Source organism: Pseudomonas sp. SDO52101_S400, assembly GCF_054071635.1.
The window spans coordinates 12912-26321 of sequence record NZ_JBSVWF010000017.1; the positions used below are offsets into that span (position 1 = coordinate 12912).

Annotated in this window: 18 protein-coding genes and 1 tRNA gene; 13 read left to right on the forward strand and 6 right to left on the reverse strand. The window is 58.5% G+C overall.

Annotated elements, in window-relative coordinates; all coding sequences use genetic code 11:
• Nucleotides 1-31 precede the first annotated feature (31 nt).
• Nucleotides 32-649: a transposase gene (locus tag ACW9HX_RS10835; RefSeq protein ID WP_457380680.1), complete on the reverse strand. Its 618-nt coding sequence runs from the start codon at nt 647-649 to the stop codon at nt 32-34.
• Between the two features lie 277 nt (nt 650-926).
• On the opposite strand from ACW9HX_RS10835, the gene ACW9HX_RS10840 reads away from it, so the two are divergent.
• The 5 genes from ACW9HX_RS10840 to ACW9HX_RS10860 are packed head-to-tail and all read left to right on the forward strand — an operon-like array spanning nt 927 to nt 3281.
• A complete protein-coding gene (locus tag ACW9HX_RS10840) occupies nt 927-2240 on the forward strand; it encodes an S-type pyocin domain-containing protein (protein ID WP_457380591.1) in 1314 nt (437 codons plus the stop codon).
• A gap of 9 nt (nt 2241-2249) precedes the next feature.
• Nucleotides 2250-2522, forward strand: a complete 273-nt coding sequence (locus ACW9HX_RS10845; protein ID WP_192560763.1) for a bacteriocin immunity protein — start codon at nt 2250-2252, stop codon at nt 2520-2522.
• Nucleotides 2519-2767, forward strand: coding sequence for a bacteriocin immunity protein (locus ACW9HX_RS10850; protein ID WP_192560762.1), 249 nt, complete (start codon nt 2519-2521; stop codon nt 2765-2767). The genes ACW9HX_RS10845 and ACW9HX_RS10850 overlap by 4 nt, the downstream gene beginning before the upstream one ends.
• The gene (locus ACW9HX_RS10855; RefSeq protein WP_457380592.1) at nt 2764-3018 is read left to right on the forward strand and encodes a bacteriocin immunity protein; all 255 of its coding nucleotides are present in this window, start codon (nt 2764-2766) and stop codon (nt 3016-3018) included. Before ACW9HX_RS10850 ends, ACW9HX_RS10855 begins: the two co-directional genes overlap by 4 nt.
• Nucleotides 3015-3281, forward strand: coding sequence for a bacteriocin immunity protein (locus ACW9HX_RS10860; protein WP_457380593.1), 267 nt, complete (start codon nt 3015-3017; stop codon nt 3279-3281). Before ACW9HX_RS10855 ends, ACW9HX_RS10860 begins: the two co-directional genes overlap by 4 nt.
• A 3-nt stretch (nt 3282-3284) precedes the next feature.
• On the opposite strand, the gene ACW9HX_RS10865 is transcribed toward ACW9HX_RS10860, so the two are convergent.
• The 3 genes from ACW9HX_RS10865 to ACW9HX_RS10875 all read right to left on the reverse strand — a co-directional run bounded on the left by ACW9HX_RS10865 (nt 3285) and on the right by ACW9HX_RS10875 (nt 6326).
• Nucleotides 3285-4493, reverse strand: coding sequence for a DSD1 family PLP-dependent enzyme (locus tag ACW9HX_RS10865; RefSeq protein WP_457380681.1), 1209 nt, complete (start codon nt 4491-4493; stop codon nt 3285-3287).
• Between the two features lie 74 nt (nt 4494-4567).
• The gene (locus ACW9HX_RS10870) at nt 4568-5896 is read right to left on the reverse strand and encodes a D-arabinono-1,4-lactone oxidase (RefSeq protein WP_457380682.1); all 1329 of its coding nucleotides are present in this window, start codon (nt 5894-5896) and stop codon (nt 4568-4570) included.
• A 76-nt stretch (nt 5897-5972) separates the two neighbouring features.
• A complete protein-coding gene (locus ACW9HX_RS10875; protein WP_457380594.1) occupies nt 5973-6326 on the reverse strand; it encodes a c-type cytochrome in 354 nt (117 codons plus the stop codon).
• 277 nt (nt 6327-6603) lie between these two features.
• Here ACW9HX_RS10875 and ACW9HX_RS10880 point away from each other — a divergent pair, with 277 nt between their 5' ends.
• Nucleotides 6604-8229, forward strand: a complete 1626-nt coding sequence (locus ACW9HX_RS10880; RefSeq protein WP_457380595.1) for an NADP-dependent glyceraldehyde-3-phosphate dehydrogenase — start codon at nt 6604-6606, stop codon at nt 8227-8229.
• Nucleotides 8230-8275: 46 nt separating this feature from the next.
• Entirely contained in the window at nt 8276-9316 is a 1041-nt protein-coding gene (locus tag ACW9HX_RS10885; protein ID WP_457380683.1) for an FUSC family protein, read from the forward strand.
• A 3-nt stretch (nt 9317-9319) separates the two neighbouring features.
• Here ACW9HX_RS10885 and ACW9HX_RS10890 read toward each other — a convergent pair whose 3' ends face one another.
• Nucleotides 9320-10213: a DMT family transporter gene (locus tag ACW9HX_RS10890; protein ID WP_457380596.1), complete on the reverse strand. Its 894-nt coding sequence runs from the start codon at nt 10211-10213 to the stop codon at nt 9320-9322.
• A 148-nt stretch (nt 10214-10361) separates the two neighbouring features.
• Here ACW9HX_RS10890 and ACW9HX_RS10895 point away from each other — a divergent pair, with 148 nt between their 5' ends.
• Complete coding sequence (locus ACW9HX_RS10895) at nt 10362-10799, forward strand: Lrp/AsnC family transcriptional regulator (RefSeq protein ID WP_064381847.1); 438 nt, start codon at nt 10362-10364, stop codon at nt 10797-10799.
• Nucleotides 10800-10839: 40 nt separating this feature from the next.
• A complete protein-coding gene (locus tag ACW9HX_RS10900; protein ID WP_457380597.1) occupies nt 10840-11166 on the forward strand; it encodes a YceK/YidQ family lipoprotein in 327 nt (108 codons plus the stop codon).
• An 80-nt stretch (nt 11167-11246) separates the two neighbouring features.
• On the opposite strand, the gene ACW9HX_RS10905 is transcribed toward ACW9HX_RS10900, so the two are convergent.
• Complete coding sequence (locus tag ACW9HX_RS10905; RefSeq protein WP_003224442.1) at nt 11247-11918, reverse strand: Bax inhibitor-1/YccA family protein; 672 nt, start codon at nt 11916-11918, stop codon at nt 11247-11249.
• Between the two features lie 122 nt (nt 11919-12040).
• On the opposite strand from ACW9HX_RS10905, the gene ACW9HX_RS10910 reads away from it, so the two are divergent.
• The 4 genes from ACW9HX_RS10910 (at nt 12041) to ACW9HX_RS10925 (ending at nt 13337) form a co-directional block, all read left to right on the forward strand.
• A tRNA-Ser gene (locus tag ACW9HX_RS10910) sits at nt 12041-12128 on the forward strand.
• A gap of 102 nt (nt 12129-12230) precedes the next feature.
• Nucleotides 12231-12611, forward strand: a complete 381-nt coding sequence (locus tag ACW9HX_RS10915; RefSeq protein WP_457380598.1) for a hypothetical protein — start codon at nt 12231-12233, stop codon at nt 12609-12611.
• A 48-nt stretch (nt 12612-12659) separates the two neighbouring features.
• Nucleotides 12660-13067 (forward strand): hypothetical protein, encoded by a 408-nt coding sequence (locus tag ACW9HX_RS10920; protein WP_457380599.1) that lies wholly within the window; start codon nt 12660-12662, stop codon nt 13065-13067.
• 48 nt (nt 13068-13115) lie between these two features.
• A complete protein-coding gene (locus ACW9HX_RS10925) occupies nt 13116-13337 on the forward strand; it encodes a hypothetical protein (protein ID WP_457380600.1) in 222 nt (73 codons plus the stop codon).
• Nucleotides 13338-13410: the final 73 nt, after the last annotated feature.

Consider the following 13410-nt stretch of genomic DNA (forward strand, 5'->3'; position numbering starts at 1 on the left):
CCTGTCGGCGTTTGCGCGCCTTGCGTGTACGTCAGTTACTGGCGTTCTTGATTGCTGAAGTGCAGGGCCCGGTGTGCTTGCCCAGCCAGGTGTGCAACAACGCGAAGTTCAGCGAGAACTCGGGCATTTGCAGCAGCGCACCGCAGAACACTTCACCGATGATTTTCTGGATGAGCTGCACTGCGCGCGGCTCGTTGAGCAGCGTGGCGATGTCGCGACTGAGGACGTTGAAGCTCCAGACCTTCTGGTTCAGGCCCAGGCCGACGAACCAGCGGAACAGCAGGTTGTAATTGAGCTGTTCGTAGAGCTGCTGTTCGCTGGGCACCGAATACAGCAGTTGCAGGAGCAGGATGTGCATGACCGTTTGCGCAGGGATCAGCATGCCGGGCTGGGTATTGAGGTCGTGCAGGAGATCGCTGTGAGCGTCGAACAGGTCGTCGATCTGCGGGCGCAACAGCACCAGCGAATGCCCCGGCGGGATGTAGCTGGAGACCTCTTTCAAAGCGCCCTGCCAGTCATCCTGCGACACGATCCAGACCCACGGCGCGCCGTAGCGATACACCGAAACCGGCTTCTTGCGCGCGGCTTCGACGATCTTCGACAGGCGTTGATCGAGTTCCTGCATGCCCACTTTCGAGTAGCGTTCCATAGTCCCCATTGCCTCACTCCCGGCGTCCCGCCTCGGCTTGTGAAAAGCGCCCAAAGGGCCCCTCAAGCGCGTTACATAGGCATGACCGGACTGGCGATGTGCTACCGAACTTTTGTCATAAAAGCTTCATTACAGAAATCGAGTGAGGTTTGAGGTAGCCGCAGCAACACCGCGAAACAGGAAATTTCAGCGCTGCATTTAGGAAACGTCCTAACGCCAGGTCAGGAGCGTCCCGGTTAGGTTTCGCGCTTCTTCGGTTACATGCAGAAAAACAACCATGGCGCGGGACAAGGACATTCCCCAGGTCTGGGAGTATCGCGGCGGAATGGCCGGTGGCGGAAACGGCAGGCTCATTCCCCGCGACATGACGCAGACCGAGTTGGCCGAATTCAAAGCCCGGCAAGCGACCTACGACGCAATGATCGCCCGCCAGCAGGCGTATGAAGATCGGCACTTGCGCCAGATCGAGCAGCGTCCGCAAGCGCCCGGCCGGGGTTGTGTGTTCGCCAAAAGCTGCAACCTTTCGGACGGCGTGATAGATCACAAAAATCCGGCCGGTTTCATCCCGACCGAACGCTTGGCCGAATACGGTCAGTGGGCCGTTCTCGGCAGCCAGGTACCGATCAGCGCTGAAGGCGTGCCATTGAAATGGGTGGCAGGCTCCGGAACCGGTCGAGCGCTGGCCCAACGACTCGGCGGGTCACTCGGGCTCAGCCTGCTGAGCGGCGCCAGTGCCGTCGGCACGCTGGCGTTGTTGATCCCCAACACGGATGCCTCGTCCGACAGCGCCTTCTACACCAGCGAACAGTACGCGCTGCTCACCAGCGGCCGCACCCGCGTGCGCTTCAATGCCAAGACACTGCCCGACGGTTCAATCAGCGCCTACGGCTTCTACACGGGTGGCAAGAAAGACTGGGAGTTCGTCCCGATCATCAAAGCCCGGCAAGAAGGCGAACACTTCGTCGCCGACCTCGGCCACGGCATCGGCCTGATCTGGACACCTGCCGCCAATCCCGACGACACGCCACCCATCCCGGCCCTTGAAGGCGCCCCGCCACTGCCGACGATCTGGGTCTATCCGCCGGGCGAGAAGACCGACCGCATCCTCGTCAATCCGCAGCATCCGCCGGATTATCACGACGCGATCGTCTGGTTTCCGGCGGATGCGGGGCTGGCACCGATTTATGTGGTGCTCAGTACGCGGTATGAGCCGGGGGTTGTGACGGGGGTGGGTGAGGATGTGGAGGGACGATGGCTCGACACTGCCCGTTCCGGACTCGGAGCGCCAATTCCAACCAATATGGCCAGTCAATTAAGAGGACGTCGCTTCTCCAGCTTCGATGCATTCCGACGAGCGTTCTGGACCGCCGTATCGAAGAGGCCGGAATTGAGTTCCCAGTTTTCGCGCAGGGATCTGGATCGTATGCGAGCAGGAAAAGCCCCGCGTGTCGATATTTCGGATGTGGCAGGCTCAAGGATCTCGCATGAGATACATCACGTGGAGCTGATTTCAGAGGGTGGTCCGGTTTACGACGTCGATAACATGCGAGTTAACACACCTCGAAACCACATTGACGTACATCAGAATTAAGGAAAGAAAATGAAGGATCCCTTTATCAAAAACAACATTTCTGAATACACGGAGCGCGAGTTCGTTAGTTTTCTGGAAGAAATATTCAAGGAGGACCAGGCGCCTTCTGATACCCGCGCCGACTTGCTGGTTCGCCACTTCAACAAGATCGTCGGGCATCCGGAGAAGATGAACCTTATCTATCGTCCGCTGCCCGAGGCCGATGACTCAGCGGAAGGAATAACCCGAACCATAAAAGAATGGCGCATATCCCAAGGCCTGCCGGGATTCAAGCAAGAATGAGGGACACTCTGAGCGACTACACCAGGCAGGAACTCAAGGAGTTGATTGTTTCTATTGAGGAGGCTGAAACAGAGGACGAGCTAGGCTCTTTAGTAGACCACTTCAACAAAATCGTGCCACACCCGGCCGGAAGTGATTTGCTGTTTTATCCGGAAGCTGGTGCCGATGAGTCTCCCGATGGCATAGTGCGAACGATCGATGCTTATTGCGTGCTAAATGGTATGCACCGATTCAAGGACTCATGAAAAGCATTTCGGACGTCACCGAAGCCGAGTTCATTGACATCATCCAACAGATTATCGCGATCAATAGATCTGATTCTGATGAGGTGCTAGGCGATATGCTGGCGAAATTCAGAATGCTTGCGGCCCACCCTGAAGGTACTGACCTGATCTTTTATCCAGAGCCCGGGCAGGACAGTTCCCCGGAAGGTATCGCACGGACAGTGAAACAATGGCGTAGTGACCGAGGTTTGCAAGGGTTCAAGCAAAAATGAGCGACTCGTTCATAAAAGCCAGCATTTCTGATTACACAGAAGACGAGTTCATCCGCTTGTTACAACGCATCCAGGGGAACGAAGAAAGCGAAGAGGACGAAAACTCGCTCGTGCACCACTTCAATACAATCTGCGAACACCCTGCTGGCTCCGACCTGATTTTCTACCCGGATGACGGTGCGGATGATTCTGCGCAAGGAATCACAAGAACCCTGAAAGAATGGCGCATATCCCAAGGCCTGCCGGGATTCAAACCCGAATAACCTTCAGGTATACACCGGCCAGGTATCGACAATCTTGCCGCCGCGCACCGCCAGCAAATCACCAAACTGCAGCAACACCGCCTCGGTCTGGGTCGGGCGCAGGAACACCTGATCCTCCACCGTCAGCCCCACGGCATTCGAACCATTGACCATCTCCTGATTCGAACTGCGCCCGTAAACGCCATTGCTCTGCAATCCGGGCGGTGATTCGAACTCGGCCATCCAGTTGCCGCCGTAGATGAAGAAGGTCTGGCGCTGGTTGGTGTCCCACCACGAAAACAGTTTCGACTTGTCATCCAGCGCCGGGATGTTCACCGCCCCCGTGCTTTTCAAAACCGGCGTGGCGATGTACGCGGCAGGCTCGTGTTCGACCAGCGACGGCAAGTCGTAATGAGTCGGCTTGAGCATCGCCGTGCCCACCGACACTTCGCTGCTGAGATTTTCGTTTTCATGCATGCGGTAACTCGGACTCCCCGCGGTGTTCAGGCACAAGCCGTCATGCCACAACGCCGGATACTGTTGCCGGGTGAAGTCGACGCAGCGCTGATAAATCACCATCACCTTGGCGAACAGTTCTTCAGGCGAGCCGAGAATCCCCGGCACGCCCATGCCCACGAACGGGTCGTAGCCCATGAACCCGGCAAACTCCAGGTGCTGCGGGTTGGCGGCGATCAGCGCAAGCATCTGTCCAAGCACGTTAAGGTCACTGACGCCGCCCCGGTGCAGTCCGACGTCCAGCTCGATGTTGATCCGCATCCGGGTGCCCAATCCCTGGGCCAGCGCGAGGTATTGCTGCAGGCGTTCGGGATTGTCGATCAGCCATTGCAGTTGCTTCGCCGGGTCGAACGGGCCTTTGTGGGTCTGGTAGAACAACTCCGCTGAACGCACCGGCAGCGGCTTGCCGAGCAGAATGTCGGACTGCGGGTAAACCTGTGCGTCGTGATTGAGAAACGGTTGATGAAACGACATCAGTCGCTGCGTCCCCGCCCTTTGACCGATGTAGCTGAGCAGGCCCGGTGACGGCAGCGACTTCTCCACCAACCGCAGGTGTTTGCCGCTGCGTTTGACCGACCGCATCACCACATCGATGTTGTGATCCAGCCGATCCAGATCGATCAGCAGCACCGGGCGCATCGGGCCTTTTGTCTTGAGTTCATTGTTCAGCGCCCGGAAATAGTCGCTATAGGGCCCGCCGCGATCCCCCGGCCGCAGCCACGCACCCACGCCCACCAGCAAAGCGCCGACACCTAACGTACCCAGAACGAAATTACGTCGATTGACCGCCATCAGCTCACCCCCAAAATCGACGACAGATGCCCGTTGAGAAACTTGCCGCTCGGGTCCAGCGCCTGGCGTACCTGAATGAATTCCTGCCAGCGCGGATAGAGCGTTTGCAACGTGCGGGCATTGAGCGTGTGCAATTTGCCCCAGTGCGGGCGGCCGTTGTACTTCCAGAAGATCGGCTCGACGGCGGCAAAGAAGTTGTGATGGTCCATCTGGTAATGCTGGTGGACCGAGATCGAACAGCTGTCGCGGCCTTCGAACATGCTCAGCGGAATGTCGTCGGCCTTGACGTAGCGGTACTCGATGGGAAACCAGGTGCGCAGGTCCTTGTCACGGATCAGTTTGAGAATTTCGCGCAGACAGGTCGGGCCGTTTTCGGCGGGCACCGAGTATTCCATCTCGTTGAAGCGCACCGTGCGCACGTTGGCGTAGATGTCGAACGAATCGCCGACCCGGTCATCGAAACTCGCCAGATGCCGCAGGCTGTTGAGCAACGAGCTGCGCAGGCCCGGGAAATCGCTGCCGTACTTGTCGATCTTCTCGATCAGGGTCACGAACTCGTTGCCACCCTCTTCTTCAGGCGGAATCGGCGGCGTGGGCGGGTCAGTGGTTTCGTTGAGGGCGATCGACAAGGCGTAGTCGGAATGAGTGACGACGAGCATTTCCCAATGCTGGTTTTCACGGGTGTTCTTGTCGATGTCTTCCAGCAGCTCCTCGGTTTTTGCGATCCACTGGCGCTCGCGCAGGCGATAGGCCGGACGGTTCTGCAGGCGGATTTTGGTAGCCACGCCCAGCGCGCCGAGGGACACCCGGGCGGCGTTGAACACTTCGGGATGACGCTGACTGTCGCAGTCCAGCACCTCGCCGCTGGCGGTGACCAGTTGCATCCCGCAGACATGGGCCGAGTAAGACTGGAAGGTTTTTCCGGTGCCGTGGGTCGAGGTGGAAATCGCCCCGGCGAGGGTCTGGTAGTCGATATCGGCCATGTTTTGCAGGGCCTGGCCGATGTCCTTGAGCGGCGTGCCCATACGCGACATCGGCGTGCCGGCAGCGAATTCGGCTTGCAGGGTTTTCGGGTCGTGGTCGAGCAGACCGTTGAAGTAGCTCAGCGACAACAGCGTGCCGTCGGTGGGCACCAAAGCGCTGAAGGAGTGCGCCGAGCCGACCGGACGAATCTTGCCCGGGGCCTGCTGAATCACCGCTGTCAGTTCATCCAGATTCTTCGGCGCCACCCGCGCCGCCGGCAGGCAACTCTGCCCGCCCGACCAGTTGCGCCAGGGAATCAGCCGGGGCGCGCGCATCAACTGGCCCAGCGCCGGATTGGAAGCCAGCGCGCTGAACGCCCCGACGATGCTTGCCCGTTGCAACAACTGCCGGCGTGTCAGATCTATCGGCATGCCAGGATCCTTATTGTGGGAGCGGCTGGTCGGCCATGAAGCCGATCAACTGAAGGAATTGTTCTTCCGAGCACTCGACGCACTGGCCCATCGGCGGCATGCCGTTGTAGCCGTTGATGGCGTGGTCGAGCAGCGTGTCGGCGCCCTGTTGGATGCGTGGTTCCCAGGCCTTGCGGTCACCGGTCAACGGCGCATTTGCGGCGGGATTGGCGTGACAGAGCTGGCAACTGTTGGCGTAGATCTGCGCCAGTGCCGGGTCTTTGGGCACGGCGTTGTTAGTGCTGGCCGGGGGGTTGGGGTCGTCGCCGCAGCCGGCCAGTGCAGCGACCAGCATCAGCGGCAAGGTGATTCGGGATGCCCGCATAACGATCCTCGCGTGGGGTGTCACTTATTGTTGTGATCACACCTTAAGGCAGCGACGCAAGTGCGTTGAGGGCATTGCGGGCCAGCGAAGGGGGCATCCGGGGACAGTCAGGACCAAGCTTCTGATCGGGTAAAAACACAAAAAACGCCGGGAAGTTTGCCAAGCCCTCTGCCCTGCGCTTTTGAGTGACATTCGCGTGACATTTGCGGGTTTAAATTTCGGCGCATTCAGGCGTATAACCGTTACAGACTTTTTCAATGACACGCGGGGTAGCGACATGACCACAGCAAACATCCTTGGCAATCTGTTCCCTTCTGTCAGCGACATCCCGGAAAAATACCGCCTCGACGGTCAGGTCGAGCAACGCGAATACCTGGTCGATGGCCAGTTGCGCCGCTGGGACGGCCCGCTCGCCACCGTGCGCAGCCCGGTCTATCTGCACGGTGAAAATGGCGACGAACAAGTGATCCTCGGCAGCACGCCGCTGCTGGACGCCGACACCGCCCTCACCGCCCTCGACGCCGCCGTGCGTGCATACGACCGGGGCCAGGGACTTTGGCCGACCATGCGCGTGGCCGAACGTATCCAGCACGTCGAAGCTTTCCTCGGGCGCATGCGCCAACAGCGCGACGCCGTGGTGAAACTGCTGATGTGGGAAATCGGCAAGAACCTCAAGGACTCGGAAAAAGAGTTCGACCGCACCTGTGATTACATCGTCGACACCATCAATGCGCTCAAGGAACTCGACCGCCGCTCCAGCCGTTTCGAACTGGAACAAGACACCCTCGGCCAGATCCGCCGCGTACCGCTCGGCGTGGCGCTGTGCATGGGCCCTTACAACTATCCGCTGAACGAGACGTTCACCACGCTGATCCCAGCGCTGATCATGGGCAACACCGTGGTGTTCAAACCGGCCAAGCTCGGCGTGCTGCTGATCCGTCCGCTGCTTGAGGCCTTCCGCGACAGCTTCCCGACCGGTGTAATCAACGTGATCTACGGCAGCGGCCGCGAGACCGTCAGCGCGCTGATGGCCAGCGGCAAGATCGACATCTTTGCCTTCATCGGCACCAACAAGGCCGCCAGCGACCTGAAGAAACTGCACCCGAAACCACACCGCTTGCGCGCGGCGCTGGGGCTGGATGCGAAAAATCCCGGCATCGTCCTGCCCGAGGTGGATCTGGATAACGCGGTGAGCGAAGCGGTTACCGGTTCCCTGTCGTTCAACGGCCAGCGCTGCACCGCGCTGAAGATCCTGTTCGTGCATGAGGATGTGGTCGACAGCTTCATCGAGAAATTCAACGCCAAACTGGCCAGCCTCAAACCGGGTATGCCTTGGGATAGCGGCGTGTCGCTTACGCCGCTGCCGGAGTCGGGCAAGGTCGATTACCTGCACGGGCTGGTGGCCGACGCGCAAAGCAAAGGCGCCCAGGTGGTCAACCCGAATGGTGGCGAGTCGCGGGAATCGTTCTTCTATCCGGCGGTGCTGTACCCGGTGACGCCGCAGATGCGCGTTTATCAGGAAGAACAGTTCGGTCCTGTGGTGCCGATCGTGCCGTACCGTCACCTCGATACCGTGATTGACTACGTATTGGAGTCTGATTTCGGCCAGCAACTGAGCATCTTCGGTACCAACCCGGTGGCCGTTGGCCGTTTGGTGGACACCTTCGCCAACCAGGTCGGGAGGATCAATCTCAACGCCCAGTGCCAGCGCGGCCCGGACACCTACCCGTTCAACGGTCGCAAGAACTCCGCCGAAGGCACGCTGTCGGTACACGATGCGCTGCGGGTGTTTTCGATCCGTACGCTGGTGGCGACCAAATTCCAGGAACCCAACAAGGATCTGATCAGCGAAATCATTCGCGGGCGGGATTCGAACTTCATCGCCACCGATTACATCTTCTGAGGAGGAATCACCGCTGAGCACTTTCAGCCCCCACCGCTGGCCGCCGCTGTTGCGGCGGGTCCTGCGGCCGCTGCTGGACCCGTACCGTCGCTACCGCCATGCACGAACGATCCACGCGGTGCGGGTAGCATTGGGATTGCTGGCTACGATCCTGCTGACCACCGGCATCAACCTGCCCCACGGCGAATGGGCGTCGGTGACCATGCTGGTGGTCATCGGCGGTTTGCAGCACCACGGCAACATCGGCAAGAAAGCCGCTGAGCGCGCCACCGGCACCTTGATCGGTGCCGGCGTCGGTCTGTTATTGGTGGCGCAACAGGCGTGGCTTGGAATGCCGTGGCTGACGTATTTTGCGATGGCGGTGGTGTGCGGATTCTTCTCGTATCACGCCATCGGCAAGGGCGGCTACACCGCCCTGCTCTCGGCCATCACCGTTTTCATTGTCGCCGGGCATGGCGACAACCCGATCACCGACGGGCTGTGGCGCGGGGTCGATATTCTGATCGGTATCGCCCTGGCCCTGGCTTTTTCCTTCGCGTTGCCCCTGTATGCGGTGTATTCGTGGCGCTACAACCTTGCCGATGCGTTGCGTGATTGCGCCACGGTGTATGGGCGGATCATCAGCGGTGAAGCGGTTTCGGCCGATGAACACTTGAAACTGATGGGCCGACTGAACACGGTGATGGTGCAACTGCGTTCGCTGATGCCGTCGGTGTCCAAGGAAGTGAAGGTCTCGATGACCGAGCTGGATGCGATCCAGCGCAACCTGCGCATGTGCATCAGCACCCTGGAAATCCTCGGCAATACCCGGCCGGACACCAGCGATCCTGAAGCCATGGCGCATCTGCAATCAGCACTGAAGGCCGAGCACCGGCAGATCCGCGTGCAACTGATCGGTATGGCCCGTGCCCTGAAAACCGGTGCAACCCAGCGTCTCGGGCGCCCGGTGGAATTGCCGGCCGCCAACCTCGACGCGCCGGTCTATAGCCCGCTGGACGGGTACCGTTTACTGACCCGACAACTGGCCTCCAACATCGGCGAAATGCGCCAGCGCCTGGCGAAGACCGCACCGCGCTGGAACATCTGAGGTTTATTGCGCTGCCAGCCGCCGCGACTTGAGGCCCCAGCCCTGTTGCATCCCGGCGGCGGCCAGAAGAATCGCCGCCACGCCAATCCATTGCAAAGTTTGCAGTTGGTGGCCAAAGGCAAACCAGTCGACGAAAATCGCCGCAATCGGATAGATGAACGACAGAGCGCCAGTCAGTGCGGTCGGCAGCTTCTGGATTGCGCCGTAGAGCAGCACATACATCAGGCCCGTGTGAACGATGCCCAGCGTCACCAGACTGGCCCAGGCACTGGGCGCCTGCGGCAGCGCGCTGAAGTGGGCGAACGGCGCAAGCATCAACACTCCGGTGCAGACCTGGATCAATGCGATCAGGTGTGGCGGCGTGCCGGTCAGGCGTTTGATGATCAGCGCGGCGATGGCATACAACAGCGCTGCGCCGAGGGCCAGGGCGATCCCCAGCAGGTAATCGTTGCCGCTCTCGCCCTTCCCGCCATGAGCGCTGACGATTGCCAGCATCCCAAGAAAGGAAACACCCAGCCAGAACAGCTTTTGCACGGTGATTTTTTCGCCGAGAAACAGGGCGGCCAATCCCACCAACATGAACGGCTGCACGTTGTAAACCGCCGTACCAATGGCAATCGACGCCCGGGAATACGAGGCGAACAGCAGCACCCAGTTGCCGACAATCGCCATGCCGCTGAGCACAGCCAGCAGGAACGTGGTGCGAGTCAGAATGCCCGGGCGCAAAAAGCCGAATGCGGCGCAGATCAGCAGCAAGGTGCCGGAGCCGAAGACACAGCGCCAGAACACCACGTCAAGCACTGGTTGGCCTGACACCAACACAAACCAGCCAATCGTCCCTGATATCAGCATGGCAGCGGTCATTTCAAATGAGCCGCGCCGGATTGGGTTGTCCATCATCAATCTCCTTGGCATTTGTCGAAAACGTGGCAAAAGTATGCCAAGCGAGCCAAGGCCTTCTCCAGCGCAAAAAGCAGGCTAAACTCGATTTCTGCCTTTTTTATCAAGGGTTGTTTGGGTTATTCGCCTAATACCGGAGTTTTGTATGACTGATGATATCGACCAGATCCTGATCGGGGCCTTGATGGAAGACTCCCGGCGTTCGCTCAAGGCCCTGGCGCAAATCAGCGGCTTGTCTTCCCCAAGCGTGGCCGAGCGCTTGCGGCGCCTTGAAGAGCGCGGCGTGCTCAAGGGCTACACGGTGGAAATCGACCCGAAGTGCTTCGGCTACCAGTTGCAGGCCATCGTCCGGGTACGGCCGTTGCCGGGGCAGTTGCAGGAGGTGGAGCGGCAGATCCTGTCGATTCCCGAGTTTACCGAGTGTGACAAGGTCACCGGCGAGGACTGCTTTATCGCCCGCCTGCACGTACGCTCGATGGAGCAGTTGGACACCCTGCTCGACCGTCTCAACACTCTGGCCGAGACAAATACCGCAATCGTGAAGAAAACACCGGTCAAGCGTCGATTGCCCCCGATGGCGTGAGCGGCGTAGATTGGGCTTTTTCCGGCGAAGGATTCGCGGCATGAAAATTCAGGCAGTGATACTGGCGGCATTGATGCTGGCTGGTTGCGGGACCATACAGACTGTGGTGCTCAGCGATAAATCGAACGTGGAACAGTTGAAGGCAAATAAAACCTACTGCGGCGCCGTACCGCGCATCTACAGCGGCGTGACGTACGACTTCTGCATGCTGCACGCCGAAAAACCGGATGACGTCGATGCGTTCAACTACAAGAACCCGTCCATTGGGCTGGTGGTCGACGGAGCCGTTTCCGGGGTGCTGGATACGTTTCTGTTGCCCTACACGATTTACAAGCAACATGCCGACGGCAGCATAGAGATCAACTGATCGCCTGAGCCCTGTCCGCTTTTTCGCAGACAACAAAAAACCCGCTTTCGCGGGTTTTTTGTTAACGCCGATTCAACCAATCAATCGTCGCGGCTCATGATGCCGAAGATCTGCAACAGGCTGATGAACAGGTTGTAGATCGATACATACAGGCTGATGGTCGCCATGATGTAGTTGCGCTCGCCGCCGTGGATGATGGCGCTGGTCTGGAACAGAATGCAGACCGACGAGAACAGTACGAAACCTGCGCTGATCGCCAGTTGCAGGCCGCTGATCTGGAAGAACATGCCCGCCAGTGTGGCACCCAGCAACACGAAGAAACCGGCGGTGATGAAACCACCGAGGAAGCTCATGTCCTTGCGGGTGATCAGCACGTAAGCCGACAGACCACCGAAGACCAGTGCAGTCATCGCGAACGCGGAGCTGACCACTTCAGCGCCGCCCTGCATGCCCAGGTAACGGTTGAGGATCGGGCCGAGCAGGAAACCCATGAAACCGGTCAGGGCAAACGCCGACACCAGGCCCCAGGCCGAATCACGGAGTTTGTTGGTGAGGAAGAACAGCCCGTAGAAGCCGATCAGCACCACGAAAATGTTCGGGTAGCCAACACGCATCTGCTGAGCTACGAAAGCCATCACGCCGCTGAATGCAAGGGTCAGCGCCAGTAGGCCATAAGTGTTGCGCAGGACGCGGCTAACCTCTAGCTGCTCAGCCTGCACGCTGTTGTGAACTGCGTAATCCTGTTCGCGCATGGCGACACTCCTGTTGGTTTGAAACGTTCAGTCGCAAAGATCATAACAGACGCTCTGTAACAAGCCATGCACAGAGTTTGACAGTGTGTTTCATTCAGGTATTATGGCGCCCGCAACGCAACGGAGGTGTGGCCGAGTGGTTTAAGGCAACGGTCTTGAAAACCGTCGACTGTAACAGGTCCATGAGTTCGAATCCCATCGCCTCCGCCATATTTGATACGACAAAGCCCTGATTATTCAGGGCTTTGTCGTTTCTGGCGTTCTGAAAAATCTGCGCTCATCATGGCGGCCCTTCAGAAAAAGGAGTAATCCATGACAAGGCTGTCATTCGCCATCCGAATTCTGTTCGCCTGCTGTCTTTTGGTGGCGACTACCAATCACATTCGAGCGGATTTCCAGCATGGGCTGTTCTGGGATTACGGATATGGGCCGAGCACTCTTTGGGCCAGCCGCATTTTCTGGGCAGCGCTTACGTTTCTGGACCCGCTGGCAGCGCTGCTGCTCATAAAGCCCAGGGCTGGAATCTTCCTGACTGCAGCAATCATTCTGGCGGACGTCGCCCTCAACACCTACTACGTTGCCTTGAATCACCAGTGGCTGGAGCTGTTCTACCTGTCTCAGGTGGCGTTTCTTATAGCGGTAGTTCTACTTTCGCCTATCGTCTGGAGAAAAGCGCCTGCACCCTCTCCTTAAAATAAAAACCTTTATTATCGTTCCATTAGCAAAATCAGGATAAGACTCATGGGCGCGCCCATTATTATTGGCAACAGCTATGACCTCTGGGTCAGCAACAGCATGAAAGATACCTTTTGCGAGGTACTAACCGCGGTCGCAATCCTGGAAGGTCATGATGTGAAGGCCATATACGACGAGGCTCCAGGTGTAGCGGGCACCTATGGTGTTCCAGGCGTGGGCATCGTTCTCGACGAGTTCTATCTCTATCTTGGCGGGTTTTCAGGCGTTCGACGCCACCTCGATGTTTGCCGAGCACGACTAGGCGAAGTTCAAGAGTCTTGCGGACTGTCACCAGTTGGTGCAGAACGCATGGCACACCTACTGGCATGGGCTGCATACCACATGGATGGCAACCCGATCCCTATAGGCGGCTCTTTCTATGAGGACTGGCCCCCTTTATTTTCTCAAGCCTAACCAACAGATAAAGATCTGCCGAATCCAGCGGCATACGGAAAAACACGAATGACCTCTTTCAGAAATCTCGGCTTCTGGGGCAAAGTTTTGGCCTGTGCCTGGATAGCGTTCCTGCTGCTGACTTCCGGCGATTCAGGCGCTAACTGGATGGATATAAGCTCATCCGGCCGCAAGCGTGTCTTCAGTCCTGGCTTTCTCGTGCTGTGCGCTTTTGTAGCTGTGTTTGAGCTGATACTGCTCAACCACTTCTATGGTGCGCGAATGAAGTGAAGTAGAGGCAGATCTCGTGGTATCGGCTTCCTTATGCTGCAGATTTATCAGGCTTGTGTTCTTCCTGTTTTCA

Bases quoted from the DNA above. Each gene is read 5' to 3' on its own strand.
- ACW9HX_RS10905 (WP_003224442.1), bottom strand. From the start codon at position 11,918: ATGCGCGAACAGGATTACGCAGTTCACAACAGCGTGCAGGCTGAGCAG.
- ACW9HX_RS10890 (WP_457380596.1), bottom strand. From the start codon at position 10,213: ATGGACAACCCAATCCGGCGCGGCTCATTTGAAATGACCGCTGCCATG.
- ACW9HX_RS10875 (WP_457380594.1), bottom strand. From the start codon at position 6,326: ATGCGGGCATCCCGAATCACCTTGCCGCTGATGCTGGTCGCTGCACTG.
- ACW9HX_RS10835 (WP_457380680.1), bottom strand. From the start codon at position 649: ATGGAACGCTACTCGAAAGTGGGCATGCAGGAACTCGATCAACGCCTG.
- ACW9HX_RS10920 (WP_457380599.1), top strand. From the start codon at position 12,660: ATGGGCGCGCCCATTATTATTGGCAACAGCTATGACCTCTGGGTCAGC.
- ACW9HX_RS10915 (WP_457380598.1), top strand. From the start codon at position 12,231: ATGACAAGGCTGTCATTCGCCATCCGAATTCTGTTCGCCTGCTGTCTT.
- ACW9HX_RS10880 (WP_457380595.1), top strand. From the start codon at position 6,604: ATGACCACAGCAAACATCCTTGGCAATCTGTTCCCTTCTGTCAGCGAC.
- ACW9HX_RS10895 (WP_064381847.1), top strand. From the start codon at position 10,362: ATGACTGATGATATCGACCAGATCCTGATCGGGGCCTTGATGGAAGAC.
- ACW9HX_RS10845 (WP_192560763.1), top strand. From the start codon at position 2,250: ATGAAGGATCCCTTTATCAAAAACAACATTTCTGAATACACGGAGCGC.
- ACW9HX_RS10850 (WP_192560762.1), top strand. From the start codon at position 2,519: ATGAGGGACACTCTGAGCGACTACACCAGGCAGGAACTCAAGGAGTTG.
- ACW9HX_RS10840 (WP_457380591.1), top strand. From the start codon at position 927: ATGGCGCGGGACAAGGACATTCCCCAGGTCTGGGAGTATCGCGGCGGA.
- ACW9HX_RS10900 (WP_457380597.1), top strand. From the start codon at position 10,840: ATGAAAATTCAGGCAGTGATACTGGCGGCATTGATGCTGGCTGGTTGC.
- ACW9HX_RS10925 (WP_457380600.1), top strand. From the start codon at position 13,116: ATGACCTCTTTCAGAAATCTCGGCTTCTGGGGCAAAGTTTTGGCCTGT.
- ACW9HX_RS10860 (WP_457380593.1), top strand. From the start codon at position 3,015: ATGAGCGACTCGTTCATAAAAGCCAGCATTTCTGATTACACAGAAGAC.
- ACW9HX_RS10855 (WP_457380592.1), top strand. From the start codon at position 2,764: ATGAAAAGCATTTCGGACGTCACCGAAGCCGAGTTCATTGACATCATC.